This is a genomic window from Methylobacterium mesophilicum (genome assembly GCF_022179445.1).
In the GTDB taxonomy this organism is placed as follows: Bacteria; Pseudomonadota; Alphaproteobacteria; order Rhizobiales; family Beijerinckiaceae; genus Methylobacterium; species Methylobacterium mesophilicum.
This window is the reverse complement of the sequence record NZ_BPQU01000041.1, coordinates 1-26835: the sequence shown is the minus strand read 5'-3', so window position 1 is coordinate 26835 and position 26835 is coordinate 1. Positions and strand designations below refer to the sequence as shown.

The following is a 26835-nucleotide window of genomic DNA, read 5'->3' as shown; positions in this document are numbered from 1 at the left end:
CGCGGCAGGCGCCTCCCATCCTCGACATCCATCGCGAAGGACACCGGCTCATGACAACCGACATCGTCTTCTCGGACGCGACACAGCTCGCCGCGCTGATCCGCACCCGCCAGGTCTCGCCCGTGGAGGTCATGCAGGCCCATCTCGACCGCATCGCGGCCGTCGATCCCAAGGTCAACGCCATCGTCACCGTGGCGGAGGATGCGCTCGACGGCGCCCGCGCGGCCGAGGCCGCGATCCTGGCCGGCGGTGAGATCGGGCCCCTGCACGGGGTGCCGTTCACCGTGAAGGATTCGATCGACACCGCCGGCGTCCCGACCCAGCGCGGTTCGCCGATCTTCAGGGGCCGCATCCCCGCCACGGATGCCACGAGCGTCGCCCGCCTCAAGGCCGCCGGGGCGATCCTGCTGGCCAAGACCAACCTGCCGGAATTCTCCTACTGGATCGAGAGCGACAACCTGCTCTCCGGTCGCTCGAACAACCCCTGGGACCTGGAGCGGACGCCCGGCGGGTCGAGCGGGGGCGAGTCGGCGGCCATCGCGGCGGGCATGTCGCCGCTCGGCCTCGGCACCGACCTCGCCATCTCGGTCCGGGGCCCGGCCGCCCAGACCGGCATCGTCTCGCTGAAGGCGACCCACGGGCGGGTGCCGATGACCGGGATCTGGCCCCGCGCGCCGCGGCGCTTCTGGCATGTCGGCCCGATGGCCCGCTCGATCCGGGACCTCGCCCTGGCCTTCTCGCTCCTGTCCGGGCCCGACGGCGAGGACGGCTACGCGTCCCGCACCGTCGCCGCCGATGCCGGCCTCGGCACCGCGCCCGGCCGTCCGCTGCGGGTGGGCTGGCTGGTCGAGCCGGGCTTCGGCCCGATCGATCCGGAGGTCGCCGCCACCGTCCGGGCCGCGGCCGAGGCGCTCAAGGGCGCGGGCTGCGTCGTGGAGGCCGTGCGCATCCCGGCGCTGGAGCGCGACTTCGCCCTCGACGTGTTCAACACGCTCCACGTCATGGAGATGAAGCCGGCCTTCCGGGAGGCGACCGCCGGGCACGAGGACCAGATGTATACGATGGCCAAGACCATGCTGGCGCTCCCGGACTCGTCGATGGACGACTACATCGCGGCCGAGCAGGCGGCGGAGCGGCTGCGGGACGGCTATGCCGCGTACTTCCGGCGCTACGACGCGCTGATCACCCCGGTCCTGCCGATCCCGGCCCACAAGCACGGCGTCACCGCGTTCGTCATCGACGGGCAGACCGTCGACGCCACCTACCTCCAAGGCGCGACGGTGCCGCTGAACGTCACCGGCCTGCCCGGCCTGTCGATGCGGTTCGGGACGAGCGGCGAGGGCCTGCCGATCAACGTCCAGGTCGTGGCGAGCTGGCAGGCCGAGTCGACCATCCTGCACGTCGCCACGCTGCTGGAGGCCGCGAGCCCGGTGCGCGGGCTGCGCCCGAGCCTGTAGGGCGCCGTGGCGTGCGTCCTGCGGGATGGCCTTCACGAAGCCGGATGCTGCCTCCGACTCCCGATCGACGCCCCGACCCGACGAGCTGTCCCGTCGGGGCGCGTGTGCGCCTACCGCTTCTTGCCCAGCTCGACGGCGATGTCCTTCGTCATCCGGCCGACCTTCCGGTGCGCCGCGATCAGCTGGTCCTGGGTGACGCCCCAGCGCTTCATCCAGAACTCGATGGCCTTGCGTTCCGATAGATCGAGCCGGTCCTTATCGATGAAGCCACGCTTGTCCTTGAGGCCGGCCATGGGAAATCCTGTCGTGTCGGTGATTGCGGTTCGGGAGGCGGCGCGCGACGGACCTCCCGGGGGCGGGCGCGAGACATGCGGGGAAATCGCAGCGCTGCCCAGGCCCATTCCGCCCCTCGGTGCGCCGCCGGGTGCGACCGAGGCGGCGAACGCGCGGCGGGCCTATCTCGAGTGCGACGCGGCGCGCGATCAAGCCCGGAGGGCCGGTCCGGCCGCGTGAGACCGGAGGAACGCGAGCAGCAGGTCGGAGACGGCCTGCGGCTGCTCCTGCTGGACCCAATGTCCGGCCCCCTCCACGACATGGCAGCCGAGGAAATCGGCGCAGGCCCGCGTGCCCATCCGCTCCAAGGCGCCCGGTGCCTGAAACGGACCCCAGTCGCGACGCCCGGCCACGAAAAGCGCCGGCCCCTCGATGCGCCGACTCGCGAACCGCCCGAGATCGCGCGCGAGGCTCCCATCCATGCGGCAGCGATAGCCCTGCAGGGGGCCCTGGAAGCCGGTGCGCGCATACTCCGTCGCGTAGACGCCGAGTTCCCGATCGGTGAGCCACGCGCAGCCGGCGCCCCCGTCCTCCGGCCCTTCGGGCGCCACCGTCGCGGGCATGCTCCGGCCGAGGTCCATGACGTAGTAGGTCGGCATCTCGGCGAGGGCCTCGGCCGTCCAGCCCGAGAGCGGATGCGGCGGGTTGCCCGGCCAGTCGGCGCTCTTGTGATGGAAGTAGGCGCGCAGGAACGCGGCAACCTGTGTCGGGCTGCCGTCCATGTCGGGTGCCGCGGCCGGGGAGGCGAAGTAGCGGTGGTAGTGCGCGCGCGGGCGCGGCAGACCGGCCAGAGCCGCGTGGATCGGATCCTGTGCGGGCGGAGTCAGGCTGTCCGCCAGGGCGTCGCGGGTGGGTGCCCCCACGAACGGCGCGCTCATCAGGACGACCGATCCGAACACGTCGGGCCGGGCCAGGGCGCAGAAGCCCGCGACCCAGGCGCCGAAATCGTGCCCGATCACCGCCGCGACCCGCTCCCGGCCGAGTGCCCCGAGCAGGCAGAGCACGTCGAGGAGCAGGTTGTGCATGCGGAAGGGCGCGAGGTCGGCCTCGTAGGCCACCGGCCCCGGGGCGGTACGCCCGTAGCCACGCTGGTCTGGGGCGACGACGTGATACCCGGCCTCCGCGAGGGCCGGCATCACCTTGCGCCAGGAATAGGCCAACTCGGGAAAGCCGTGCAGCAGCAGAAGACAGGGCCGGCCGGGCTCCCCGTGTCCGGCCTCCAGCACATGCATGCGCAGGCCGTTCACACCCGCGACGAAGCGCGCGCGGATGCCCGCGGGGAGGACGGCCGCGTCCAGCGGCGGCAGGTCCGGTGCAGTCATGTCCAAGCCCACTGCTGCCCGCTGTCCGCGCCGAACGCGGTTTGGCGTCAGCCCTCGCGCGGAACCTGCCACGTTGTCCGGCAACATCGGAAACGAGCCGGCACACGCTACTTCAAGACCTGGATTACAGCCTGGGGCGGCGATTGTTGCCGCGACGCTCTTTCCGTTCAGAGCATCGGCTTATGGAATCCGACTGGCGGAGAGGGGGGGATTCGAACCCCCGATGCCCTTGCAGGCATGCCGCATTTCGAGTGCGGTGCATTCAACCGCTCTGCCACCTCTCCGCGAGGTGCCTCAATGAGACGGGCGGTGCGTAGCACGCGGGGTCGGGCTTCACAAGCGGCGGCGTGGGCCGGTCAGACCACGATCGTGATCGCCTGCGCGGCCCGGGTGAGGCCGGTGTAGAGCCAGCGGGCGCGGTGCTCGCGGAAGGCGTAGGATTCGTCGAACAGGGTCACCCGGTCCCATTGCGAGCCCTGCGCCTTGTGGACGGTCAGCGCGTAGCCGTAGGTGAACTCATCGGTCTCGCGGCGCAGGAACAGCGGGATCTCCTCGTCGCTCCCGGTGATCATCGCGCGCAGCACCTTGATGTCGGTGGCGCGGCGGCGCAGCGCTGGGTCGTCCTCGGGGACGACGTCGAGGCGGATCAGGTCCGGGCGCGGCGGCGCGCGCAGGGCCTGCACCGTCCAGGTCGAGCCGTTGAGCAGGCCCTTCACCCGGTCGTTGCGGAGACACACCAGCTTCTCGCCCACCGCCGGCATCGGGTCGGTGTGGCCGGCGAGTTCGCGGAGCCGGTTGTTGTAGAGGCGGCGGGTCTTGTTGAGGCCGACCAGGACCTGGTCGCATTCCAGCACCTCGGCCGGGTCCAGCGTGCGCCGGGAGACGATCCGGCTCTGCCCGTAGGTGCCGAGTTCCAGCCGTCCGCCCTCGCGCACGGTCATGGCCATGCGCACGATCGGGTCGTCCTTGGCCTGCCGGTGCACCTCGGTGAGCATCACGTCGGGCTCGGCCTCCGTGAAGAAGCCGCCGCCGCGCACGGGGGGCAGCTGCGCGGGGTCGCCCAGCACCAGGACCGGCCGGTCGAAGGACAGCAGGTCGTTGCCGAGGTCGGAATCGACCATCGAGCACTCGTCGATGATGATGAGGTCGGCCTTCGCGGCCGGGCCCGAGCGGTTCAGCGTGAAGGTCGGGCCGCCCTCCTCCGCCTCCTTGGTGCGGTAGATCAGCGAGTGGATCGTGGCGGCGTCGTAGCAGCCCTTCTGGCGCATCACCGAGGCCGCCTTGCCGGTGAAGGCGCCGTACACCACGGTGCCGTCGACATCCTCGGCGATCCGGCGGGCCAGCGTGGTCTTGCCGGTGCCGGCATAGCCGAACAGCCGGAACACCTGGCTTCCGCCCGCCTTCCGCCAGGCGGCGATGGCCTTCAGCGCCGCATCCTGCTGGGGCGCGAAAGCCGACGGCAGCCCGGCGCTCAACGGAACGCCCTCATGGCCAGCGCACGGTGGGCGGCAGGGACGACAGGATCGAGGCGACGTTGCCGCCGGTCTTCAGCCCGAAGATCGTGCCCCGGTCGTAGAGCAGGTTGAACTCGACGTAGCGCCCGCGCCGGACCTGCTGCTCCTCGCGGTCGGCCTCGGTCCAGGCGTTGCGGACGTTGTCGCGGACGATTTTCGGATAGGCTTCCAGGAAGGCGCGGCCGACGTCGCGCGTGAAGGCCAGATCCGCCTGCGGATCTCCGCTCCAGCGATAGTCGTAAAAGATACCGCCGATGCCGCGGGGCTCGTTGCGGTGCTTGAGATGGAAGTATTCGTCGCACCACGCCTTGTAGGCCGCATGGTCGACGCCGTGGGCTGCGCAGGCGCGCTCCAGGCAGGCGTGGAAGTGCCGGCTGTCCGGATCGTCCTGGCTGCGCCGCCGCACCAGGACCGGCGTGAGGTCGGCGCCGCCGCCGAACCACGCCTTCGTGGTCACCACGAAGCGGGTGTTCATGTGCACCGTCGGCACATGCGGGTTCCACGGATGCGCGATCAGCGAGATGCCGGTGGCGAAGAAGCGCGGATCCTCGGCGGCGCCGGGCATCTGGGCGCGGAATTCCGGGGCGAACTCGCCGTGGACCGTGGAGATGTGCACCCCGGCCTTCTCGAACACCCGGCCCTTGAGCATCGCCATGACGCCGCCGCCGCCGGGCCGGCCGGTATGGTCGGTGCGGCTCCAGGGGGTCTTCTCGAAGGTGCCCGGTGCCGTCGGCGCGTCCGGATGGAACGGCCCCTCGGCCTCGGCCTCCAGGGTCTCGAAGGCCGCCAGGATGTGGTCGCGCAGGGTCGCGAACCAGGCCGCGGCCTCGGATTTCATGGCCGTCACGTCGGCCTCGGACAGGGGGGCAGTCAGGGCTGCGCGGGCGGCGTCCGGCATGGTCATGCGATAGGCTTTCCCACTGTGCCGATGGGGCGTCAATCGGCGGGCGACAATTCGCCGGACCGGAACCGGCGTCAGCGCGGGGCGCCCTCGCCCACGGGCTTGAGCAGGCCGGTGGCGCTCGCCACCAGCTCGCCCTGCGCGTCGCGGATCTCGGCCTCGCAGAAGGTCACCGAGCGTCCGGCCCGGGTGACGCGCCCCTCCGCGATCAGGGTTCCGCGCCCCGGTGCGAGGAACCGCGTCTGCATGTCCAGGGTCACCACGGGCCGCCCGGCCTTCAGGCGGGCGGCGGTGCCGAGGGCGACATCGAGGAGCGTGCAGATCACGCCGCCATGGGCGATGCCGAGGTTGTTGGCGTGCTCGGGCCGCAGGACGAGGCGCAGCCGGGTGCGGCCCTCTCGCACGTCCAGGGCCTCGATCCCGCAATGATCCACGAAGGGGATGTGGGCGCCGAAGACCGTGCCCCGCTCCGATGGTTGATCCACGCCGCTATCCCCAGATCTGCTTCCGCCGACATCGTCATCGGGCCGACGGTCTACAATCCCGTGCCCCGCGCACGCCCCGGATCCCGCCGCGTGCGACGTGTTTCGGGTTTGTTGCGAGACCGGGCAACGTTTTTCTCAGACCACGCCGCAGGATCGGCGCGTCCCGAAGGCGTAACGCCCGCGGACCACAAGGACCGGATCTCGTTCAAGTGCGGTTCGCCGCCATCGCGTTGCTCGGGCGACGATTTCAGCTGCACCGACGGCTTGAGTAATATGCGTGTTCATGGCCGACGCATTATGTAAGGAAACTCTCGACGACGACTTGATTTTGTTGCACAGACGATAGAACCGTGCCCCACCGTCGGATAGAGGGAGACATCGATGGACGACATCGCCACAGATCAGCAGCAGACCTTTATCGAGCAGGCGTCGGACATCGTGTCCGCGTATGTCTCGAATAATTCCGTCCCGATCAGCGAATTGCCCGCGCTCCTGGCCGGCGTTCACGCGGCTCTGGCGAAGCTCTCCGCTCCGGCGGCGGCCGTCACCGAGACGGCCGACAAGCCGACGCCGGCCCAGATCCGCAAGTCGGTGACCCCGGACGCGCTGATCTCGTTCATCGACGGCAAGCCCTACAAGACGCTGAAGCGGCACCTGTCGCGCAACGGCCTGACCATCGAGCAGTATCGCGAGCGCTTCGGCCTGCCGCGGGACTACCCCTCGACGGCCGCCAGCTACTCGGCCCAGCGGTCCGAACTCGCCCGCAGCCTCGGCCTCGGCCAGCAGCGCCGCAAGTCCGCGGCGCCGGTGCAGGAGCCCGAGGAGGAGCCGGCCGAGAAGCCGAAGAAGGCGAGCCGTCCGCGCAAGGCCAAGGAAACCGCCTGATCCTGCACGTCGCCTGATCCTGCAAGCCGCCCGGTCTCGGGCGGCCTCGATCACGGAACCTCGATCCGACTGATGATTCGGGCGGCGCACACCCCGTGCGCCGCCCGAACCATGTCTGCGTTCCGGGGATCGCCCCGTCGCGACCGGTCAGGCGAAGTCGGCGAGATCGTCGGCCACGTCCCCCGCGGCGCGCTCCGTCTCGGCTTTCTCGGCCTCGCTCTTCTCGGGCTTGTCGGCCTCGGGCTGACGGCCGGGCGCGGTCGACCGCCCGCCCGCGTCCGGCGCATCGCCGCCCTGCCCGTCTTCGGTTCGGTCCGGCACCCGGCTCGACATGCTGCGCACTCCCATGACTCTTTCGGCTGCGGTGCAAAGCCGCCAACGGCACGCCCGTTCCGCAGCCGATACCGCGCGTCCGGTGCCGGACCGGCTCCGCGTGATCCTGTCCGGTGCGGGCCGGCGCGGCGGCCGACCGTTTTTCGACCCCGCGACGCGCATGCCCGTTATGGAGGGCCGCGTCGCAGGCGGGGCGGATCGCGGCCGGATCTGAAACGCACCGGATGCGACCGATCGCGAAGGCTCGCGTTGACCGCCCGGCAACACGGTACGGGAGCGTGGGTTGGGCAATCGCTACGGGTTGGAGATCCGCGCCGCCGCGGGGTCCGACGCTCCGGGTCTCGCGGATCTCCTGGGTGCGGCGGGCGTCGCGGTCGGCGCGGCGGACCTGGCGGCCCGGCTCGACGCGCTTCAGGGCGGCGGCGGCACGGCCCTGGTGGCGGTGGAATGGGGCCCGCCGAGCGGCCTGATCGCGCTCAGTCCCGTCCGCACCCTGGAGGCGCCCCGGGCGACGGGCCTGATCACCACCCTGATGGTCGCGGCGGAGTCCCGGCGCCGGGGCATCGGCCGGGTGCTGCTGAAGGCGGCCGGGCGGGCGGCGCGGCAGGCCGGGTGCGACCGGCTGGTCCTGAGCGCCGGCCCCGGCCAGGACGACCTGCGCGCCTTCTGCCAGGCCGCCGGATTCGTTGAGGACGGGCACAGCCTCGCGCGGCCGTTGCTGAAGCGCGGATCCGGCGAGACTTGAGATCCGCGACACCATGGGCGCAGCCGGCAGCGGATATCGGACGTTGACCCGGAGATACTGGAGTTCCACCCATGCTGCTGAGATCCGAAACCCCGCCGTCACCCGGAAACCTGCAGGCCGACCCGCCGCCGGATTCGGACAACCCGACCTCGGCGCAGCTCAAGGGCGATATCGACAGCGGGCGGACCGGCGACAAGATTCCCCATGTCGATGTCGGCGCCGCCCCGCTCGGCACCTGCGAGGAGGCCGGCGGCGCACCGCCGACGTCCCAGGAAGTCCGCCTGGCGCGGCAGAACGAGCGCGCGCCCTCCGAAAAGGCCGCGGCCGGGATCATGCAGAAGCGCACGCCCTGGATCACGCCGGCCTTCGCGGGTGCCATCGTGGCGATCGCGGTGGTGCTGACCCTATCGCTCTGGCTGACGCACTGACCAATCCCCGCGGGGTCCCGGGATGATGCAGGACGACACGGCACCGCTGGAGGCGGCTTAAAGGTCGATTCACGTCGATGCGGTTAGCGTGAGCTTACTGCAGTCTTGCGTAAACCGATCCTCATGCCCCCATCCGTCGACGCTCCGCCGGACCTGTCCGGGCTCCTCGAATTGGCACGGATCGAGAATCTCGATCTCAAGCCGGTGATCCTCCGGGTGCAGACCGACCTGTTCGTTCGGGCACCCGGCCGGGACCGGGCCGAGATCGAGATCTTCGAATCCCTCGCCTGCGGCCTGATCCCCACGGTGGACGACGAGACCGCCGAGGTTGTCGCCCGCAAGCTCGCCCCCTTCCCCGAGACGCCGCCCGCCGTCCTGGAGGCGCTCGCCCTCCGGGGCGGCGCCGTGCGCGACACGGTGGTGACGCTCGCCCCGGTCCTGAGCCACAGCCTGATCGAAGCCGCCCTCGCCGACGGATCCGACGTCGCCGCCCGCATCGCCACCCGGGTCGGGCTGAGCCGCGAGGCGGTCGACGGGTTGTCCCGCGAAGGTCGCATCGAGATCGACCTGGCGCTCGCCGCCAATGTCGGCGTCACCCTGCGCGGCGCGGCACTCGCACGCCTCGTGAGCCGCGGCCGTGGCGTCGCCGACCTCGCGCACCGGCTGCTCGCCCGCCCCGACGTCTCGGCCGCCGACCTCGTGCCGCTCTACCTGCACGCCGACCCGATCCGCCGCGAGGTGATCGGCCAGACCGTCGAGGCGACCGCCGCCCTGCGCCCCTGCCCGCCGCCGCCTCGCGGCCTCGGGGAGACCCTGACCGGCCTCTCGGCCGCCCAGGACGTCCCGCGCTTCATCGCGGCCCTGGCCGACAGCCTCGGAATCGCCCACGACTTCCTCACCGTCGTCACCGATCCCGGGGCACGCTACGACCTGCTGACGCTCGGGTTGCGCGCCGCCGGCCTGCACGAGGAGGAGGCGGTCTACATCTTCCTCACCCTCAACCAGGGCGTGGCGCGCTCGGCCGAGCGTGTCTCGGGCCTGGTGCGCCTGTTCCGGACCGTGAGCCGTCCGGCCTCCCGGGACCTGATCGCGGCGATCCTGGACACGCCGCTGGCCGAGCGCGGACGGAGCGAGGCCCACCAGCCGCTGCACGGTCCCGAGGCGACGCTGCGCCAGGGCCCCGAGCGCGCCGGGGCACAGCGCCCGCCCCTGCCGATGCGCGCCTTCCGGGCGACCGGCGGCGAGGCCGGCTGAGGTATCGAAATCAGGGATTCACAAGGGCTCAGCCCTTTTGCGGGTGCAGGGCGGAGCCCTTCTTCATCGAGGCTCCGCCCCGATACCCCGCCAAAGGGCTCAGCCCTTTGGAAACCCGATCTCAGCGCGGATCCGACGGGCCCCGCCACGCGGGCTGCCGGTCGGAGGCTTCCAGCGTGTCGTTCGAGGCCGGCTCGGGCTCGTCCACGCCGGCGCGTCGGCTCAACTCCGCCATCAGGCCCCGGGCCAGCACCGCACGCACCGCCCGGTCCCGGGTCTCCGCCGGGATCGCGTCGAGGGCGGCCGGAACCGCATTCCGGGCGCCGGCGGCGGCCGCGCCGGCGAGCTTGCGGGTCTCCGCGGCCGGATCCGCGCCGGTTCGCAGCAGCGCGCAGTACGAGAGCGCGCCGATCACCAGCGCGGCGCGCAGCAGGAAAGTCATCGGGCGGGCTCCGTGGCGGATGTCGCGCGCTATCGAACGCGAAAATCCGTCCGGTTTCGTGAACTCCGCCTCAACCGGTTCGGGTTTTCGCGCGCCATGGTGAACGAAGCCCGCGCACGGAAGTCTGGTTACCTTACGGAAAGCATCCCGCGCATTCGGCCAAGTCGCGCAACACTCGTTTAAGCCGCCCCTGCGACTGTCCGGTAGTCGTTTTGAAGTCGAGCCGGAGGCGCGGGACATGTCGATTGGCATTCACCGCGGCGCGTGTGAGCCTTGCCTGTAAAAAAAGCCCTGACGTCTCTGCTCGACGACCGTCTCGCGGGGCTCGTCCACGAATCCGTGGCGGATGATGCGAGCGTCCGGTTCCGGCATGAGCGCTTCCTGGTGTCGCGCCTCGCCACCGGCGTGGTGATGATGGCGGCGCTGCCGCCTTACCTGCTCTGGCGCGGGGTGCCGTCGGGCATCGAGGTGGTGGCGATCGCCAGCCTGCTGCTGCCGGTGCTGGCCGCCGTGCTGCTCGCCCGCACTGGGTGCCTCTGGATGGCGCACGCGATCTCGTCGGCCGGCCTGACCGGTCTGGTGGTCTGCCTCGCGGGCCTCACCGGCGGCGCCACATCCCCGGCAGCGGTCTGGCTGGTGGCGATCCCGCTCGAGGCGCTGGTGTCCGGCTCGATGCGGGCCACCGCCGCCGCGGCATTCCTGGCCGTGCTCGGCGTCCTCGGGGTGGTCTTCCTCGGCTCCTGGGGCGGCGCCGTCCCGCTGGTGGACATCTCCGCCAGCGTCGCCCTTCCAGTCTTCGCGATCACGGCGATCGGCCACGTCGCCGCCCAGGCCCTGGAGCACATGCGCAACGAGGGCGCCTGGCGCGAGCGGCTGCGCGACAACGAGGCCCGCGACCGGCTGCTGCTGTCGGCGATCGACGACCTCGTGACCTGGCACGACCGCAACGGCCGCGTGCTGGAGGCGTCGGTCTCGGCGAGCCGGATGGTCGGCAGCGACGCGGCGCGGCTGCGCGGCCACGGCCTGCTGGAGCGGGTCCACGTCGCCGACCGGCCGGCCTTCCTCAAGGCGGTGAGCGACGTCGCCGCGAGCGGGCGGCCCGCCACCCTGCCGCTGCGCCTCCATGTCGAGCCCGCCGCCGGCCGGCCCGACGGCGCCCGCCTGATCCATGCCGAGATGCGCGCCCACCGGATCGCGCACGGCCCCGACGACACGGCCATGACGGTGGTGGCGGTGACCCGCGACATGACCGAGCATCACCGCCACGCCGAGGAGCTGGAGCGCGCCCGCGCCGAGGCCGAACGCGCCGACGCGATCAAGGGGCGGTTCCTGGCCAACGTCACGCACGAACTGCGCACGCCGCTCAACGCGATCATCGGCTTCTCCGAGGTGCTGGCTGGCGAAGGCGCGATCAGCCTCAGCCCGGACCAGGCCCGGGAATATGCCGGGATCATCGGCTCGTCCGGCCACCACCTCCTGGGCGTCGTCAACACACTCCTCGACATGAGCCGGATCCAGAGCGGCAACTTCGACTACGCGCCGGAGACGTTCGACGCCGCCGCGCTGGTGCAGTCCTGCTGCGACCTGATGCGTCTCAAGGCCGAGACCGCGGGGGTCACGCTGGCGGCCACCGTGCCGGGTCCGATCGAGATCACGGCCGATCCCAGCGCGTGCCGGCAGGTGCTGATCAACCTGATCTCGAACGCGGTGAAGTTCACCCCGCGGGGCGGCCGGGTCGACCTGTCCCTGCGCCGTGGCCCGGATGGCCTGGAGATCGTCGTCGCCGACACCGGCGTCGGCGTCGGCGAGGGCGACCTGCCCAAGCTCGGCACGCCGTTCTTCCAGGCCGGGAGCGGCGGCTACAAGCGCCAGCACGAGGGCACCGGCCTCGGCCTCTCGGTGGTGCAGGGCCTCGTCGGCCTGCACGGCGGCGCCATGCTGATCGAGAGCGCCCCGAGTGCCGGGACCGCCGTCACCGTGACGCTGCCCTCCGTCTGCCGGGATCCGGCGGCCGCCGCCGGCCCCGCCCCGATCCGCACGGCCGTGCGCGGCGCGCCCGCCCCCCGCCGGGCGGTGGTGCGCCTGCCGCTCGGCCTGTTCGACGCGGAACCCGGCGCCGCGTCGGAGCCGGCCCTGCGCCGCGCCGGCTGAGCCAGCGATCCGCGAGAAGGAGACACGATGTCAGGCTACCGCGAGATCACCGTCCCGGGCGAGGCGCGCTCCGCCCGCCGTCCTGCGCAGCGGCGCGCCGCCCCGAGCGACTGGCGCGGCGTGCTCGTGGGGGCCATGAAGGCCACGGGCGCCTCGTGCCGGAACAGCCCCGGCACGGTGGTCAGCAGCCTCGTGGCCGTGGGGGCGGCCGGCTTCATCTGCTTCAACGCGCTGGGCCATCAATCCGGGCGGCATCCGGCGCCGATCCTGCCCAAGGTCGCGGCCCAGAAGGCCCCTGCCCCGCGCGAGGCGGCGGCGGCCCCGAAGGAGGCGATCCGGGATGTGGCCAAGGAGCCGGTGCAACCCGAGCGCGCCGCCGCCAAGCAGGCCGCCCGCGACCCGATCGCCGAGTTGATCCGCTCCGACGAGACGACCGCCTCGGTGACGCCCAAGGCCGTCCCGACCCGGGCTGCCGCGAAGCCGGCGCCGAAGGAGACCGCCAAGGACGCAACGAAGACGGCCAAGTCCGAAAAGGACGCCGATCCGGTGTTGCGCGCGCAGAAGGCGCTGTCGAAGCTCGGCTATCCGGTCAAGCCGGACGGTGCGATGGGGCCGGGCACCCGGGCGGCGATCGAGAAGTTCGAGCGCGGCGCCAAGCTGCCGGTGACCGGCGAGGCTGCGGGCCGAACCCTGCGCGCGCTGCTGTCCCACGCCGGCCAGGGTTGAGGCGCTCGCCCGCGGCGAAGCGCGATCGGAGCCGGCGAGACCCGGGCGCGGCCCGGATCCGCCGGCCCGGCGCGCTCAGTATTGCGTGCCGGTGAAGCGGCAGATCGTCTTGCAGCGCGGGCCGCCGTTACCCTGCCAGGACTTCGCATGGCCGATCGACCCGGTCATGTCCTGGGTCGGATTCCCCCCGGACCGATGGACCACGATGTTGCAGGGGTCGCTGGCGGTCCGCTGATAGCGCGGGCAGGACCTCGACTCGCGGTTGCCCAGCAGATCCATCAGCGTTTCCGCCTTGACGTCGGCCGGTGCGCTGACCGCGCATGCGGAGGACAGGATGAGTGCAGCAATGCAAGCGAATCTCGGCATGTAGATGCTCCTTTCCGCGCCGTCTCCTGCAAATCCGAGCGGCTTATGCTCAGTTAATCATCAGAATTCAGCGATTATGTGCGGAACAACACATCAATTGATCTTATTTTAATCCCGGGATTGACAGAATATTTTTCTGGATTACTCGGCCGACTTGATCGTTGCGCATCCGGTCGGGCGAAGGCCGGGTCTGCGGTCATGCGAGCGATCCGATCCCCGGTTGCTCCGGCGGCCGCTTTCGCGCATCCCGGGCGCTCGTCCAGGAGGCCCGACACGCATGCGCCTGCGCTCCGATTTCTGGGTCTCGGCCCACCTGCGCCGCCTCGGCATCGAGGGCATCCCGGCGGTCCAGCGGCGGCGCGGCTCTCCGGAGGCCGGCGCGATCTTCGTCAAGGTCGACCGCCTCGACGGCACCGCCGACCTCTACAGCCCTGCCCCCCAGGCCCTGTTCGAGGCCGAGGAGAGCGGCGACCGCCGCTTCACGGCGCTCGTCACGGGCGGCACGCCGCTCGACGTCGAGGAGCGGCTGACCAAGGAGATCCGGTTCGATTCCGATCTCTGGATCATCGAGATCGACGATCGGGAGGGGCGGCATTTTCTGGAGTTGGCGGAGTAGCTTGGCCGTTCACGAGCCAGGATTTCGCCAATAAAAAATTCGAATAATATTCGTATTACTCGGTTCAATACTGCCCACCGGATTCAGGGCGAAGCGGCGAGCGATCGCCCCGCCCCGATCCTGTCGCTTCCCCTACCCCCACAGCTCCGGCTCCGGCGGATGCACGATGCTCCCGTCGTAACGCAGCGGCGGGGCGCGGTCGCGGGCGAGCAGCAGCGGGCCGTCGAGATCGACGAAGTCGGCCTGGGACGCCAGCAGCGTGGCGGGCGCCATGCCGAGCGAGGTGCCGAGCATGCAGCCGACCATCACGGACAGGCCGCGGGCCCGGGCCTCGCGGGCGAGCAGCACCGCCTCGGTCAGGCCGCCGGTCTTGTCGAGCTTGATGTTGACCGCGTCGTAGCGCCCGGCCAGCGCGTCGAGGCCGGCGCGGTCGTGCAGGCTCTCGTCGGCGCAGACCGGGACCGGATGCGGGATCTCGGCGAGCAGCGCGTCGGCGTCGGCCGGCAGGGGCTGCTCGATCAGCGCGACGCCGGCCTCCAGGCAGGCCGCGAGGTTGGCCTCCACGGTCTCCGGCCGCCACGCCTCGTTGGCATCGACGATCAGCCGGGCTTGCGGGGCGCCCGCCCGCACGGCGGCGATACGCTCGGGGTCGCCGGCCCCGCCGAGCTTCACCTTGAGCAGCGGCCGGTGGGACGCCGCCCGGGCGGCCTCGCCCATGCTCTCGGGGGTGCCGAGGCTCAGCGTGTAGGCGGTCACAGCCGGGGCGGGAGCGGTCAGCCCGGCGATCTCCCAGGCCCGGCGGCCCTGAAGCTTGGCCTCCAAATCGAACAGCGCGCAGTCGAGGGCGTTGCGCGCCGCGCCCGCCTTCATCCGCGCCGTGAGTTCGTCCCGCCCGATCCCGGCGCCGATCGCGTCCGCCTGCCCCTCGATCAGCGCGACGACGCTCTCGACGCTCTCGCCGTAGCGGGGATAGGGCACACACTCGCCGCGCCCGATCCCGTTCGCGTCCGTGATGGTCGCCACCACCACGGCGATCTCGGTGCGGCTGCCCCGGGAGATCGTGAACGCCCCGGCGATCGGGAAGCGCTCGACGGACAGGGTCAGGCGGCGGGCCATGTCAGACCTCCGGGAAGTCGGAAACGATCCGGTCGACCAGCCCGGCGACGCCGAAGCGCACCGGGTCGGTGGCGGGCAGGCCGTGCTCGGCGGCGAGTTTTTCGAGGAGCGCCTTGGCCTCGCCCTCGCCCAAAGCCTGCGTGTTCACGGCGATCCCCACCGGGCGGATCGCCGGGTTGGTCAGGCTGCCGAGCTGCACGGTGAGGTCGATCACCTGCTGGAGGGTCGGCAACGGGTGCTTCACGCCCCGCATCGTGGTGCGGGTCGGCTCGTGGCAGACCACGAAGGCGTCGGCCTGGGCGCCGTGCAGCAGGCCGAGGCTGACGCCTGCGAAGGACGGGTGGAACAGCGAGCCCTGCCCCTCGATCAGGTCCCAGTGATTCGGGGCGGCCTCGGGCGAGATCGTCTCGACCGCGCCGGAGATGAAGTCGGCCACCACGGCGTCGATGGCGACGCCTCGGCCCGAGATGAACACGCCGGTCTGGCCGGTGGCGCAGAAATCGGCATCGAGCCCGCGCTCGCGCATGCCCCGCTCCAGGGCCAGCACGGTGTACTTCTTGCCGACCGAGCAGTCGGTGCCGACGGTGAGCAGACGCCGGCCCGCGCGCTTGGTGCCCTTGCCGGTGGGGAAACGCTCGTCGGTGTGGCGGACATCGTGGAGCTGGCGGCCGCGCCGTGCGGCGGCCTCCGCGATCGCCGGGACCGCACCGAGCTTGACGTGCAGGCCGCTCGCCACGTCGAGGCCGGCCTCGATCGCCGCCACGATCTCCTTGATCCAGTGGTCCGGCAGCACGCCGCCGGCGTTGACCACGCCGATCACCAGGGTCCGGCAGCCCTTGGCCAGGGCCTCCGGCAGGGTCATGTCGGGGATCCCCAGGTCGGCCGCGCAGCCGGGGAGACGCATCTGGCCGACGCACCAGTCCGGGCGCCAATCCTTGATGCCGTAGGCGGTCTTGGCCGCCAGCGTGTCGGGCACGTCGCCCAGGAACATCAGATAGGGCGTGGCGATCTGCATCGGTCGAAAAGCCTTCTGGGGAAGCCGGCGGCCCGTCTATGCGGGATCGTGGCCGCTCGGCGCAATGCACGATGGCGGCCAGGGCGGTGGACGCCGTCCCCGTCCGGCGCATCGCCGGCATGCCCGGGCAGCGGTGGATTTCCCCGGCCGCCCCGTACTTTCGGCCCGCGCACCGGAACGGGCGGCATCCGCGCACGATTGCCGAAGGAGTCCTGCGCTCGCGATGGGCGGATTCCATCGGTCGAGCAGCCTTCCGCATCCGGAGGTCATCCGATGATCTTCATGACCGACGCCACGGGCGCCCTGACCTATGTCAGCCCCGAATGGCACCGCCTCACCGGGCAGGCCAGCCGCGACGCCGTCGGGCAGGGCTGGTTCGAGCGGCTCCACAGCGAGGACGGCGCGGTGCTGCGGGCGGTCATCAAGGAGGCCGCGCAGGCGCAGGCCGAGTTCACGGTCCGGTTTCGCCTCTCCTGCGAAGACGGCGCCTCGATCTGGGCGACCGCCGGGGCGGTGCCCTCCTACGGGCCGCCCGACCACACCTTCCTGGGGTTCCTCGGCTCGATCACCGACATCCCCCCGGGCGGCGAGCCCATGCAGGCGCAGGGCGGCCTCGGGCGCTTCGTCCCGCCGCCGCCGAGTCCCGCCATGGCCCCGGCCTCGACCCTCGACCTCGTGGCCGACCATCTGCTGATTGCGCACGGCCTGATCGAAGAGGATGGCGGCAAGGCCGCGCTGGCGCCCCTGCGGGAGGCCCTGTTCCGGGTCGCCCAGGCGATCGCGCGGCGGATGGCGATCTCACCCGACGCATCCGTCATCGAGGATGGCGAAACGGTTCACTGAGGCCGGCCCGGGCTCATCCGGACCGGCCGCGGCCATCAGGCGGCGCGTCGTCGCGCGACCGCCGCCTCGTCCGCCACAGACTCGACCGGGGCGAGGACGCCCGTCGGCCGGACCATGCCCGCGGCGCCCGCGAGCGCCCCCGGGCGGAGCTCCAGCCCGAGGAAGCGCGCGCGCTCGAACGGACCCGGCAGGGTCAGCCCTTCGGCCAGCGCCTGGTCGAAGCCGAAGCGCGCGTAGTAGGGCGCATCCCCCACGAGCAGCACGGCGCCGTGGCCCAGGGATTCAGCCCGCCCGAGGGCGGCCTGCATCATCACCGAGCCGAGCCCCTGCCCCTGGATCGCCGGATCGACCGCGAGCGGGCCAAGCAGGAGCGCCGGGCGGGCGAGGCCGGCCTCGACGTGCCACAAGCGCAGGGTGCCGACGAGGCGGCCGGTCCGGGTCGCCGCGAAGGCGAGGCCGCGGGCGGGACGCCGTCCCTCGCGCAGGCGCTCCGACGTCCTGGCGCGTCGATTGCCGGCAAAACAGGTGTCCAGCAGGCGCTCGCGCGCCGGGACGTCGTTGAGGTGCTCCGCGCGGATCTCGATCATGACCGTGCCCTCCCCGGGCCGACGAGCGGGAGAAGCTCTTCTTGGATGGCGGGCCGGGCGCCCTCCATCCCTGCGGCTTTCGGAGATCGGCGTCCGGCGGCCGTGGGCCGCCGGAACGATCCGAAAGAAGTCAGATGACGATCTGCTGGAGGGGCGGGAAGCCGTTGAAGGCCACCGCCGCGTAGGTGGTGGTGTAGGCGCCCGTGCCCTCGATCAGGACCTTGTCGCCGATCGAGAGCGAGACCGGCAGCGGGTAGAGCTGCCGCTCGTAGAGCACGTCCACCGAATCGCAGGTCGGCCCGGCGATGACGCAGGGCTCGGTCCGGTCCCCGTCCCGGGTGGTGCGGATCGGGTAGCGGATCGACTCGTCCATGGTCTCGGCGAGCCCGCCGAACTTGCCGATGTCGAGATAGACCCAGCGCACCTCGTCGGCGTCGGCGGACTTCTTCGACACCAGCACGACCTCGGCCTCGATCAGGCCGGCATTGCCGACCATGCCGCGGCCCGGCTCGATGATCGTCTCCGGGATCCGGTTGCCGAAATGCTTGGTCAGGCCACGGAAGATCGCCTCGCCGTAGCTCTCCACGCCCGGCACCGCCTTGAGGTACTGGGTCGGGAAGCCGCCGCCGAGATTGACCATCGACAGGAAGATGCCGCGCTCGGCACACTCGCGGAAGATCGCCGCCGCGGAGCCGAGCGCCCCGTCCCAGGCCTCGGTGTTGCCCTGCTGCGAGCCGACGTGGAACGAGATGCCGTAGGCCTCCAGACCGTGCCGGTGGGCGTGCTCGAGCACGTCGGTCGCCATCTCGGGCACGCAGCCGAACTTGCGCGAGAGCGGCCAGTCGGCGCCGGCGCCGTCGCACAGGATGCGGCAGAACACGCGCACGTCGGAGGCCGCGACCTCCACGGCCTCGGCGGCCCGGGCGATCTTGTCGACCTCGGCCTGGCAATCCACCGCGAACAGGCGGATGCCGAGCTTGAGCGCGCGGCCGATGCAGCGCTCCTTCTTGATGGTGTTGCCGAAGGAGATCCGGTCCGGGGTCGCGCCGGCGGCGAGCGCCATCTCCATCTCGGCCACCGAGGCGGTGTCGAAGCAGGAGCCCATCTCGGCGAGCAGGCGCAGCACCTCGGGGGCCGGGTTGGCCTTCACGGCGTAGAACACGCGGGTGTCCGGCAGGGAGCGCGCGAAGGCGGTGTAGTTGTCGCGCACGACATCGAGGTCGAGGACCATCACGGGTCCCTCGTCCTGACCGAGGTCACGGCGCACGCGCAGGAAATCACGGATGCGATCGGTCATGGTCGTCTCCCGGCACGGGTTCGCGAGCGCCCGTCTGGCGGGCGCGCTGTCGATGTGACGGCCCAACGGGCCGTCGGCGTCAGGGGGCGATGCGTCGCGCGGACCGAAGCGCTTTGGAGACGCGTCGATCCAGGCGGGCGCAGAGCACCCGGAAGCTGCCGTGGATTGGAAGGGAGGACCCCCACCGCACGCCGGGCAAAGAGAAACAAGCCTCTTCGGTGCCGGCCTTTGGAGGGCCGACGAGACCAAAAAAGCCCGTTCGTCGTTGCTTTAAGCTGCGTCCCCCGTGGAGAGCGGGGTTCGCCGGTTTCGCCTCCGGCTGCCGGTTGTTGTCGGGGTCCGGTGTCGCCACCTGGATGCCGGCCGTAGGGATCCACCCTTGCGACCATCGATCCTTTAAGACCCCTGGCGGCTGTCCGGCAGTTGACCGGATGCCCACCAACCGGCACGCGGCCACAGGCACGTGCGAAATTGGGCACGGCGCATATACGGAGAACGACCCCCGACAACAAGGGGCTTCGGGCCCGATCGACCCGTATTCCCCCACGCGATCCGCCCTATGCCGCAGCCGTTGCAAAAACGGCGCATTCCCGACCGGCGGCCGGGTCGCGCGGGCTTCCCAAGCGGTCCGGAAGCGGGCATCTGACCGCCGGAGCGATGTCCTCAGTCGAGCGTGTGATGACCGGGCCGAACAGATCGAGAGCGGTGCCGGATCGCCTCGCCGTCGCGCCCGGCTCCGGAGCCGCATCCTTATCGTCCGTCCGCCTGGACCGAGCCGGCTTCGGCGCCGTCACGACGGCCCGGGCGTGAGCGCCCCCGTGAACGCCCCCGTCAACGCCCCCCTCGGCATGCCGGTGCGCGATCCGCGCGGAGACGGGCTCCCGGAGCCGGAGATCCGCACCGCCGGGCTGGCCGACCTCGACGCGCTCGTCGCCCTGGAGCACGCCGCCTTCGCCACCGACCGGGCCGAGCGCCGGGCGATCCGCCACGCGATCCTGTCCCCGAGCATGGACGTCCTGGCGGCGCTGATCGCGGGGCCGGACGGGGATGGGGATCCGGTCCTGGTCGGCGCGGCGGTGCTGGAGCGGCGGCGCGGCAGCCGGATCGCCCGCCTGGCCTCGATCGCGGTGGCGCCCAACCGCGGCGGCCTCGGGCTCGGCGGAAAACTGCTCGACGCCGCGGAGGCCCAGGCCCGCGCCCATGGCTGCGACCGCCTGCGCCTCGAGGTCCGCGCCGACAACGGCGCCGGCATCCGCCTGTACCAGCGCCGGGGCTACACCCGCTTCGCCGTCCAGCCCGCCTATTATGAAGACGGGATGGAGGCCTGGCGCTACGAGCGGGGGCTTTAGGAGCCGATCAAGCCGAGTGCCGCAGGAGCAGCGGCTTGGCGCCGCAGACCGCCCCTCGACCCGTATGGGTCAAGCGACGGCGCGAGATGCGCCCCGCTCGGAACCGGGGCCGTTCAAGTCCTTCGGCTGGCCACGGTCCATCGCCCCCTGCCGCAGCGCCAGCAAGAAGGCACGGACCTGAGAGTCGATCTCCACCGATTGCGACCGCATCGCGCGCGCGACCTCGAGGGCACCACCGGCCGCGCCCGCGGTTTCGCCCGCGACCGAGCGAACGCCCGAGATGCTTCCGGATAGCTGGCTTGCCCCTTCCACCGCCTTCCGGACGCTGCGGGCGATCTCATGAGTCGAGGCGTCCTGTTGCTCAATCGCCAAGGCCACGCTGGCGGCAGAGTCCAAGATGACGGCCATGACATCGGAGACCTGATCGTTGGCGACCACCGCGCGGCGCGTCCCGTCTTGGATCTCGGCGACGTGCGCGACGATATCCTGCGTGGCCTTCGCCGTCTGGGCCGCGAGCGTCTTCACCTCGGCCGCCACCACGGCGAACCCCTTGCCCGCCTCGCCCGCGCGGGCCGCCTCGATGGTGGCGTTGAGCGCGAGCAGATTCGTTTGTTCGGCGATCGCCTGCACCGAGGCCACGACCCGTCCGATACGCTCGCCCGTCGCGGCAAGGTCCCGCACTTGCCCGGCCGTCTCTTCGGCGGTGACGCTCCCCTGACGCACCGTTTGCGACATCCGGTCGATCTGTTGCGAGATCTCCTGGATCGACCCCGACAATGCCTGCGTGGCGGCGGATACGGCCGAGACATGCGCAGCGGTGTCGGTCGAGATCGTCGACGCGCTATCCGCCTCGCGGGCCGTCTGGGTCGAAATCGCCGTCAGCGCCTCCGCCATCTCGCCCATCTCGCGGGTGTTGCGGGCGACGGTCGTCACCACATCCTGCATGGCGCCCTGGAAGCCGGCGAGCGTGTCCTCGAGCTGATCCAGGGTCCTGGCTTTCTCGGCGGCGGCCATCTCGGCCTCCCCTTCGAGGCGCTGGCGCGCCTGGGCGTCCATCTGCAGGATCTGCACGGCGCGCGCCATGGCGCCGACCTCATCCCGGCGCTGGGTGGCGGGGATGTCGCGGTCGAGATCCCCACGGCCGAGATCGATGAGGACATGGGTCAGTCTTCTGAGCGGCACCATCGCACGATTCAGGACGCCCCAAAGAAGTGCGACGCTCACCAGGGTGATCGCGACACCGACAAGCACGGCATGCCGCAGCAACGCATCCAGGGTTGCCAGGAAGTCCGCCTTCTTCACGCCGACGTAGAGAATTCCAAGCGTCTTGCCGTCCGCGTCCTGAATGGGCTCGTATCGGCTGAGATAGGGTGTGCCGAGAATATCCACCTCGCCGCGAAAACCCCGGCCGTCACGCAGGACGGTGTCGTGGGCGGCCCCGGCGGCGAGATGCGTTCCGATCGCGCGCCGGCCGTCCGGCGCCATCACATTGGTGGCGATCCGCGTATCGCCGAGGAACACGGTGGCGGTTCCCCCGAGAATGTCGCGGACGCGATCGACCGCTGGATCGGCGGCGGTAATCACGTGTTGCCCGATCGCGAGCTGGCCGGCCGTGATCGCGAAGGCCGCCCCCGCGCCGCCCTCGTCGATGAGGGTTTGGCGAAGCAGGCGAAGATTGCTGTCGAGAGCCAGCTGGGCGCGATCCCGAAGTTCGTCGCGCATCTCCGTCAGCATCAGGCCCGAAATGCTTGCGATCGACAGCGCGATCAGCACGGTCACCAATATACCGATGCGAAAAGATATCGAATGCTTCGGATTTATATCGAACATAAACTATAGATATCCAAAGATTGTCAAACTTGTTATGAATAAATTCCACAGCGGCCATTCAATGTCAAGATTTTAATGAGTTGAAGGCTTATTGCCTGCAGAATGTCTTAATTTGATTTTTTACTTTGAATAAATTTGAAATACTGACCAGAAAGACATTCCAAAATAACGCGCTGATCGATATGTAATTTGCTGTATTTTGTATATCGCGCCTCTAAGATGGGGAGCCCGGGTCGAAACCACGCCGCAGGCGACCGGCGGCTCGCGGCCCGCATGAGGCCCCTCGCCCTGTTCCCGCCCCGTTAGGAGAGTCTTACGGGTCCGACCCTAAGCCCTGGGGCACCTTATAGAACCTCGCCGCGCATGAGGCGCCGTCCATGGCCGTGATCGCCGCCTTCGTGATCAATGCGGGGCTCAACTTCGTCCTCGGGCTGCTGATCGCCCAATTGCTCGGGCCCGCCGATTTCGGCCGGTTCGCGCTGGCGACCACCGGGGCGATCGTGCTCAACACGGTGCTGTTCGAGTGGCTGCGGCTGTCGGCGACGCGGTTCTACTCGGGGCGCGTGCGGGTGGACGAGCCCTGGATCCGCCACGGGCTCGACCGGGCCTACCTGCGCATCGGCCTGGTGCTGCTCTGCGCCGCCGCCCTGTGCGGGGCGTTCGGCTTCGGCGGCGGCGCGCGTGGACGCGCGGCGGTCCTGTGCGGCACCGGCCTCGCCGCGCTCGGCATCGGGGTGTTCGACTACCACGCGGCCCTGGCCCGGGCCCGGTTCGACGGAAAGCTCTATCTCGGCCTCGTGGCGGTCAAGAACGTCTTGGCCTTCATCCTGATGGCGGCGGCCGCCTGGTGGCTGCCGCAGCCGGCCTGGGTGCTGGCGGCGGCAGGACTCAGCCAGCTCGCCGCCGTGGTGCTGCTGCGCCACCCCCTGCGCGATCCCAAGCACCCGTTCGAGCAGCCGCGCCTCGGCGCCACCTGGGGGGTCTTCGCCCGCTACGGCCTGCCGCTGATCGCCGCCAACACCGCCTACCAGTGCCTCGCCTTCGTGAACCGGGGTGCGATCGCCGGCCATGCCGGCTTCGCCGAGGCCGGCTATTTCGCGCTGGCCGCCGACGTCACCTCGCGCTCGATGATGACGCTCGGCACCGCGCTCGACCTGCTGCTGTTCCAGTTCGCCGTGCAGGCCGAGGAGCAGCACGGCCGCGCGGCGGCCGAGGCGCAGGTGGCCGAGAATGCCGGCACCGTGTTCGCCCTGCTGGCGCCCTGCGCGGTCGGCTTCTGGGCGGTGCTGCCGGCGCTCCAGGGGCTGGTGGTGCCCGATGCCTATCGCGGGCCGTTCGAGAGCTACAGCGTCGCGCTGATGCCCGGCCTGTTCTGCCTGTCGATGATGTTCTACGCTCTGAACCCGGTCTTCCAGATCCGCCGCCGGACCTTTCCGGTGATCGCCGCGGCCCTGGTCGGGCTCGCGGTCAACGGGGCCGGCCTGCTGCTCCTGCCCGACCGGATGGGCGGGATGGGCGTCGCCCTGGCCCAGACGCTGGGCCTCGCCGCCGCCGCACTCTGGCTCGGCTGGCGGGCGCTGACCGGCCCGGAGCGGATCGTGCTGCCCTGGGGCCAGATCGGCGCGGCGACCCTCGCCTGCGGGGCGATGGGCCTGGCGCTGGCGCCGTTCCGGCACCTGCCGCCCGCCGCCGCCCTGGCGGTCCTGGTCCCGGCCGGGGCGGTCCTGTACGGGGCGCTGGTCTGGATCTTCGACATCGCCGGGCTGCGCCGGCAGGTGGCGTCGCGCCTGCGCCCGGACCGGACCATCGCGGCTGGGTAGAACGCCTCGCCGGGCCCGCGACGCCGCCTCCGCTTGAATCCGCCGCGCGTTCCGGCGAAACCGGTTCTGGAACAAGTCCAAAAAGAACCGGGGCGGAGACGATGGGCGGCTACGAGCCCGGCAGCGAGGCGGAAGCGGAGGACATCGTGCGCGCGGCCGCCGGGCGCGGCGAGCGCCTGCGGCTCGCCGGAGGCGGCACCGCGTCGGGGCTCGGCCGGCCGGCGCAGGACAACGCGACGCTCTCGGCCCGGAAGCTCGCCGGCGTCACGCTCTACGAGCCCGCCGAGATGGTGGTGTCGGCGCGCGCGGGCACGCCGCTCGCGGAGGTCGAGGCCCTGCTGGCCTCCCGGGGCCAGATGCTGCCGTTCGAGCCGATGGACTTTCGCAAGCTCTACGGCACCGCCGGTGAGCCGACCCTGGGCGCGGTCGCCGCGACCAACAATGCCGGCCCCCGCCGGATCAACGCCGGGGCGGCCCGCGACAGCCTGATCGGCGTGCGCTTCGTCAACGGGCGCGGCGAGGCGATCAAGTCGGGCGGCCGGGTGATGAAGAACGTCACCGGGCTCGACCTCGTGAAGCTGATGGCCGGCGCCCACGGCACGCTCGGGCTGCTCACCGAGGTCACCTTCAAGGTGCTGCCGGCCTGCGAGCGCGTCGCCACCCTGGTGTTTCCCGGCCTCGACGATGCCCGCGCGGTCGCGGCCCTGGCGGCGGCCCTCGGCTCGCCGTTCGAACTCACCGGCGCGGCGCACCTGCCGGCCGGGATCGGCGGCACCGGGGCGCGGACGCTGATGCGCCTCGAAGGGTTCGCGGAGTCGATCGACTACCGGACCGGCGAGTTGCGCCGCCTGCTCAAGCGCTTCGGAACGCCCGAGCTGGTGGAGGGCGAGGCCGGCACCGCCCTGTGGCAGGCGGTGCGGGATGCCGCCCCGCTCGCCGAGCCTCGGGACACCGCCCTGTGGCGGATCTCGACCGCGCCCAGTCATGGCCCGGCCCTGGTGGCGGCGATCGCGGCCGAGCGCGGGGCACGCTGGTTCTACGATTGGGGCGGCGGCCTGATCTGGCTCGCCACGGAATCGGCCGGCGATGCCGGCACCGCCCTCGTGCGCGCGGCCGTGCGGGCCCAGGGCGGGCACGCGACGCTGGTGCGCGCCCCCGATGCGGTCCGGGCCGCGGTGCCGGTGTTCCAGCCCCTGGCGGAGCCGCTGATGCGGATCACCGCCGGGATCAAGACGGCGCACGATCCCGCCGGGGTGCTGAACCCGGGCCGGATGTACGCGGGCGTGTGAGTCCGGTCCCCTCCCCGCCCGGAGATGAGAGCAGCAGGAAGGCATCGTGCAGACCAATTTCAACCTCGCCCAGCTTGCCGATCCCGCCATGGCGGCGTCGGAAAAGATCCTGCGGACCTGCGTGCATTGCGGCTTCTGCACGGCGACCTGCCCGACCTACCTGCTGCTGGGCGACGAGCTCGATTCCCCGCGCGGCCGGATCTACCTGATCAAGGACATGCTGGAGGGCGGGAAACCCGCCTCGCAGGAGGTGGTCAAACACATCGACCGCTGCCTCTCCTGCCTGTCCTGCATGACCACCTGCCCGTCGGGGGTGCACTACATGCACCTCGTCGACCACGCCCGGGCGCATATCGAGACGACCTTCGCGCGCCCGACGGACGACCGGTTCCTGCGCGCGCTGCTGGCGCAGGTGCTGCCCTACCCGAACCGGTTCCGGCTGGCGCTGATCGCCGCCAAGCTCGGCGCGCCGTTCCGCGGGATCGTGGCGCGGCTGCCGCGGGTCGGCAACCGGCTCGCCGCGATGCTCGACCTCGCCCCGGCGCGGCTGCCCGGACGCGAGCCGACCAACCGCGTCGGACGTTTTTCCCCGGAGGACGGCCAAGCGACCAAGCGCGTCGCCCTGCTGCGCGGCTGCGCCCAGAGCGTCCTGCGGCCGGACTTCAACGCGGCGGCGATCCGGCTGCTCAACCGGCACGGCATCGAGGTGGTCCATGCCGCGGAGGGCTGCTGCGGGGCGCTGACCCACCACATGGGCAAGGAAGCCTCGTCCCACGCCCACGCCAAGCATACGATCGACGTCTGGGACGCGGAGATCGCCAAGGGCCTCGACGCGATCCTGGTCACGGCCTCGGGCTGCGGCACGACCATCAAGGATTACGGCTTTATGTTCCGCGACGACCCGGCCTATGCCGAGAAGGCGCAGCGGGTCTCGAGCCTCGCCAAGGACGTGACCGAGTACGTGGCGCAGCTCGATCTGGCGGCGACCGCGGAGAGCGACCTCGTGGTGGCCTACCACTCGGCCTGCTCGATGCAGCACGGCCAGGGCATCCGGACCGAGCCGAAGACGCTGCTCAAGCGCGCCGGCTTCACCGTGAAGGACGTGCCGGAGGGCCATATCTGCTGCGGCTCGGCCGGGACCTACAACATCCTGCAGCCCGAGCTCGCCGCCAAGCTGCGCGCCCGCAAGGTCGCCAACATCGAGCGCATCCGCCCCGACGTGATCGCCACCGGCAACATCGGCTGCGCCACGCAGATCGGCAAAGGCACCGGCATCCCGATCGTGCACACGGTGGAGCTGCTGGACTGGGCCACCGGCGGCCCAAGGCCCGCCGCGCTCGACGGCGTCACGCCGCGGCTGGAGGCGGCGGAGTAGGATTGCGGCCGGATGCGGGCGCCTGCCCTCCCCTGCTGCGGGCTATCGGATTCACGGAACGCGATCCGGATGGTTCTCGACTGCAAAAGAAATCTCTCCGAGACCAACACGCGCCTTCCCTCCCCCCTCTGCGGGGGAGGGAGACGCGTGCCAGGGTCCCGGCCGTTGCCCTCATTCCGTCAGCGATGGGCGAGGAGAGTGCGGCGTATCGAGCGTCCGCTGCCGGACCCAATGAAGAATCCCCCCGACGGAACCGAAGTGCCCCGCCCCACCGCCGTGACGATCCCGTGACATCGTCCCGCCAGGGCGATCGCTTGAAGGGGATCAGGCGGTCTGAGTGACGATGGCTCTGAGGT

General features: G+C 71.1%; 26 protein-coding genes and 1 tRNA gene. 13 read left to right on the top strand and 14 right to left on the bottom strand.

The features are described from left to right. Positions 1 to 50 precede the first annotated feature (50 nt). Positions 51 to 1457, top strand: coding sequence for an amidase (locus MFF40_RS25370; RefSeq protein ID WP_147897051.1), 1407 nt, complete (start codon positions 51 to 53; stop codon positions 1455 to 1457). A gap of 110 nt (positions 1458 to 1567) precedes the next feature. Here the strand turns inward: MFF40_RS25370 and MFF40_RS25365 are convergent, their stop codons facing one another. The 6 genes from MFF40_RS25365 to MFF40_RS25340 form a co-directional block, all read right to left on the bottom strand. Next, complete coding sequence (locus MFF40_RS25365) at positions 1568 to 1750, bottom strand: DUF3606 domain-containing protein (protein ID WP_147854284.1); 183 nt, start codon at positions 1748 to 1750, stop codon at positions 1568 to 1570. 189 nt (positions 1751 to 1939) lie between these two features. Continuing rightward, positions 1940 to 3112 (bottom strand): alpha/beta hydrolase, encoded by a 1173-nt coding sequence (locus tag MFF40_RS25360; RefSeq protein ID WP_238262756.1) that lies wholly within the window; start codon positions 3110 to 3112, stop codon positions 1940 to 1942. Between the two features lie 194 nt (positions 3113 to 3306). Further along, positions 3307 to 3396, bottom strand: a tRNA-Ser gene (locus MFF40_RS25355). A 72-nt stretch (positions 3397 to 3468) separates the two neighbouring features. Next, entirely contained in the window at positions 3469 to 4587 is a 1119-nt protein-coding gene (locus MFF40_RS25350; protein ID WP_147855612.1) for an ATP-dependent DNA helicase, read from the bottom strand. A gap of 10 nt (positions 4588 to 4597) precedes the next feature. Further along, complete coding sequence (gene hemF, locus MFF40_RS25345; RefSeq protein WP_147897049.1) at positions 4598 to 5530, bottom strand: oxygen-dependent coproporphyrinogen oxidase; 933 nt, start codon at positions 5528 to 5530, stop codon at positions 4598 to 4600. Positions 5531 to 5601: 71 nt separating this feature from the next. Then, positions 5602 to 6012, bottom strand: coding sequence for a PaaI family thioesterase (locus MFF40_RS25340; protein ID WP_147897048.1), 411 nt, complete (start codon positions 6010 to 6012; stop codon positions 5602 to 5604). A 381-nt stretch (positions 6013 to 6393) separates the two neighbouring features. Between MFF40_RS25340 and MFF40_RS25335 the strand changes: the two genes are divergently transcribed. After that, a complete protein-coding gene (locus tag MFF40_RS25335) occupies positions 6394 to 6897 on the top strand; it encodes a Ros/MucR family transcriptional regulator (protein ID WP_147855615.1) in 504 nt (167 codons plus the stop codon). A gap of 147 nt (positions 6898 to 7044) precedes the next feature. Here MFF40_RS25335 and MFF40_RS25330 read toward each other — a convergent pair whose 3' ends face one another. Further along, complete coding sequence (locus MFF40_RS25330) at positions 7045 to 7230, bottom strand: hypothetical protein (RefSeq protein ID WP_147897047.1); 186 nt, start codon at positions 7228 to 7230, stop codon at positions 7045 to 7047. Positions 7231 to 7513: 283 nt separating this feature from the next. Here MFF40_RS25330 and MFF40_RS25325 point away from each other — a divergent pair, with 283 nt between their 5' ends. The 3 genes from MFF40_RS25325 (at position 7514) to MFF40_RS25315 (ending at position 9657) form a co-directional block, all read left to right on the top strand. After that, positions 7514 to 7975, top strand: coding sequence for a GNAT family N-acetyltransferase (locus MFF40_RS25325; RefSeq protein WP_147897046.1), 462 nt, complete (start codon positions 7514 to 7516; stop codon positions 7973 to 7975). Between the two features lie 71 nt (positions 7976 to 8046). Next, entirely contained in the window at positions 8047 to 8403 is a 357-nt protein-coding gene (locus MFF40_RS25320) for a hypothetical protein (RefSeq protein ID WP_147857782.1), read from the top strand. A 123-nt stretch (positions 8404 to 8526) separates the two neighbouring features. Next, positions 8527 to 9657 (top strand): DUF2336 domain-containing protein, encoded by a 1131-nt coding sequence (locus MFF40_RS25315; RefSeq protein ID WP_238262754.1) that lies wholly within the window; start codon positions 8527 to 8529, stop codon positions 9655 to 9657. 121 nt (positions 9658 to 9778) lie between these two features. Here the strand turns inward: MFF40_RS25315 and MFF40_RS25310 are convergent, their stop codons facing one another. After that, positions 9779 to 10099, bottom strand: a complete 321-nt coding sequence (locus MFF40_RS25310; protein WP_147897044.1) for a hypothetical protein — start codon at positions 10097 to 10099, stop codon at positions 9779 to 9781. Positions 10100 to 10372: 273 nt separating this feature from the next. Between MFF40_RS25310 and MFF40_RS25305 the strand changes: the two genes are divergently transcribed. Both MFF40_RS25305 and MFF40_RS25300 read left to right on the top strand, forming a co-directional pair. Then, a complete protein-coding gene (locus MFF40_RS25305; RefSeq protein ID WP_238262752.1) occupies positions 10373 to 12250 on the top strand; it encodes a sensor histidine kinase in 1878 nt (625 codons plus the stop codon). 27 nt (positions 12251 to 12277) lie between these two features. Then, entirely contained in the window at positions 12278 to 12976 is a 699-nt protein-coding gene (locus MFF40_RS25300) for a peptidoglycan-binding domain-containing protein (RefSeq protein ID WP_238262750.1), read from the top strand. Positions 12977 to 13051: 75 nt separating this feature from the next. Here the strand turns inward: MFF40_RS25300 and MFF40_RS25295 are convergent, their stop codons facing one another. Then, positions 13052 to 13342, bottom strand: a complete 291-nt coding sequence (locus tag MFF40_RS25295; protein WP_147857813.1) for a hypothetical protein — start codon at positions 13340 to 13342, stop codon at positions 13052 to 13054. Positions 13343 to 13619: 277 nt separating this feature from the next. Here MFF40_RS25295 and MFF40_RS25290 point away from each other — a divergent pair, with 277 nt between their 5' ends. Next, positions 13620 to 13958 (top strand): DUF1491 family protein, encoded by a 339-nt coding sequence (locus tag MFF40_RS25290; RefSeq protein ID WP_147897040.1) that lies wholly within the window; start codon positions 13620 to 13622, stop codon positions 13956 to 13958. 132 nt (positions 13959 to 14090) lie between these two features. Here the strand turns inward: MFF40_RS25290 and dgcA are convergent, their stop codons facing one another. Both dgcA and dgcN read right to left on the bottom strand, forming a co-directional pair. Beyond that, positions 14091 to 15074 (bottom strand): N-acetyl-D-Glu racemase DgcA, encoded by a 984-nt coding sequence (gene dgcA, locus MFF40_RS25285; protein WP_147899323.1) that lies wholly within the window; start codon positions 15072 to 15074, stop codon positions 14091 to 14093. Position 15075: 1 nt separating this feature from the next. Further along, on the bottom strand, positions 15076 to 16089 hold the full coding sequence (gene dgcN, locus MFF40_RS25280) for an N-acetyltransferase DgcN (RefSeq protein WP_147856540.1): 1014 nt from the start codon (positions 16087 to 16089) through the stop codon (positions 15076 to 15078). Between the two features lie 273 nt (positions 16090 to 16362). Between dgcN and MFF40_RS25275 the strand changes: the two genes are divergently transcribed. Beyond that, entirely contained in the window at positions 16363 to 16932 is a 570-nt protein-coding gene (locus tag MFF40_RS25275) for a PAS domain-containing protein (RefSeq protein WP_147856541.1), read from the top strand. A 35-nt stretch (positions 16933 to 16967) separates the two neighbouring features. Here the strand turns inward: MFF40_RS25275 and MFF40_RS25270 are convergent, their stop codons facing one another. Together MFF40_RS25270 and MFF40_RS25265 are read right to left on the bottom strand one after the other, a co-directional pair. Next, a complete protein-coding gene (locus tag MFF40_RS25270) occupies positions 16968 to 17519 on the bottom strand; it encodes a GNAT family N-acetyltransferase (RefSeq protein ID WP_147899322.1) in 552 nt (183 codons plus the stop codon). A gap of 130 nt (positions 17520 to 17649) precedes the next feature. Next, on the bottom strand, positions 17650 to 18816 hold the full coding sequence (locus MFF40_RS25265; protein WP_147857345.1) for a type III PLP-dependent enzyme: 1167 nt from the start codon (positions 18814 to 18816) through the stop codon (positions 17650 to 17652). 848 nt (positions 18817 to 19664) lie between these two features. Between MFF40_RS25265 and MFF40_RS25260 the strand changes: the two genes are divergently transcribed. Beyond that, a complete protein-coding gene (locus tag MFF40_RS25260) occupies positions 19665 to 20165 on the top strand; it encodes a GNAT family N-acetyltransferase (RefSeq protein ID WP_147899324.1) in 501 nt (166 codons plus the stop codon). Positions 20166 to 20234: 69 nt separating this feature from the next. Here the strand turns inward: MFF40_RS25260 and MFF40_RS25255 are convergent, their stop codons facing one another. After that, the gene (locus MFF40_RS25255; RefSeq protein ID WP_187278240.1) at positions 20235 to 21944 is read right to left on the bottom strand and encodes a methyl-accepting chemotaxis protein; all 1710 of its coding nucleotides are present in this window, start codon (positions 21942 to 21944) and stop codon (positions 20235 to 20237) included. Between the two features lie 428 nt (positions 21945 to 22372). On the opposite strand from MFF40_RS25255, the gene MFF40_RS25250 reads away from it, so the two are divergent. The 3 genes from MFF40_RS25250 (at position 22373) to glcF (ending at position 26479) form a co-directional block, all read left to right on the top strand. After that, positions 22373 to 23815, top strand: a complete 1443-nt coding sequence (locus tag MFF40_RS25250; protein WP_147897253.1) for a lipopolysaccharide biosynthesis protein — start codon at positions 22373 to 22375, stop codon at positions 23813 to 23815. A 101-nt stretch (positions 23816 to 23916) separates the two neighbouring features. Further along, complete coding sequence (locus MFF40_RS25245; RefSeq protein WP_147897254.1) at positions 23917 to 25104, top strand: FAD-binding protein; 1188 nt, start codon at positions 23917 to 23919, stop codon at positions 25102 to 25104. A gap of 46 nt (positions 25105 to 25150) precedes the next feature. Next, positions 25151 to 26479, top strand: a complete 1329-nt coding sequence (gene glcF / locus MFF40_RS25240) for a glycolate oxidase subunit GlcF (protein WP_147897255.1) — start codon at positions 25151 to 25153, stop codon at positions 26477 to 26479. Positions 26480 to 26835 lie beyond the last annotated feature (356 nt).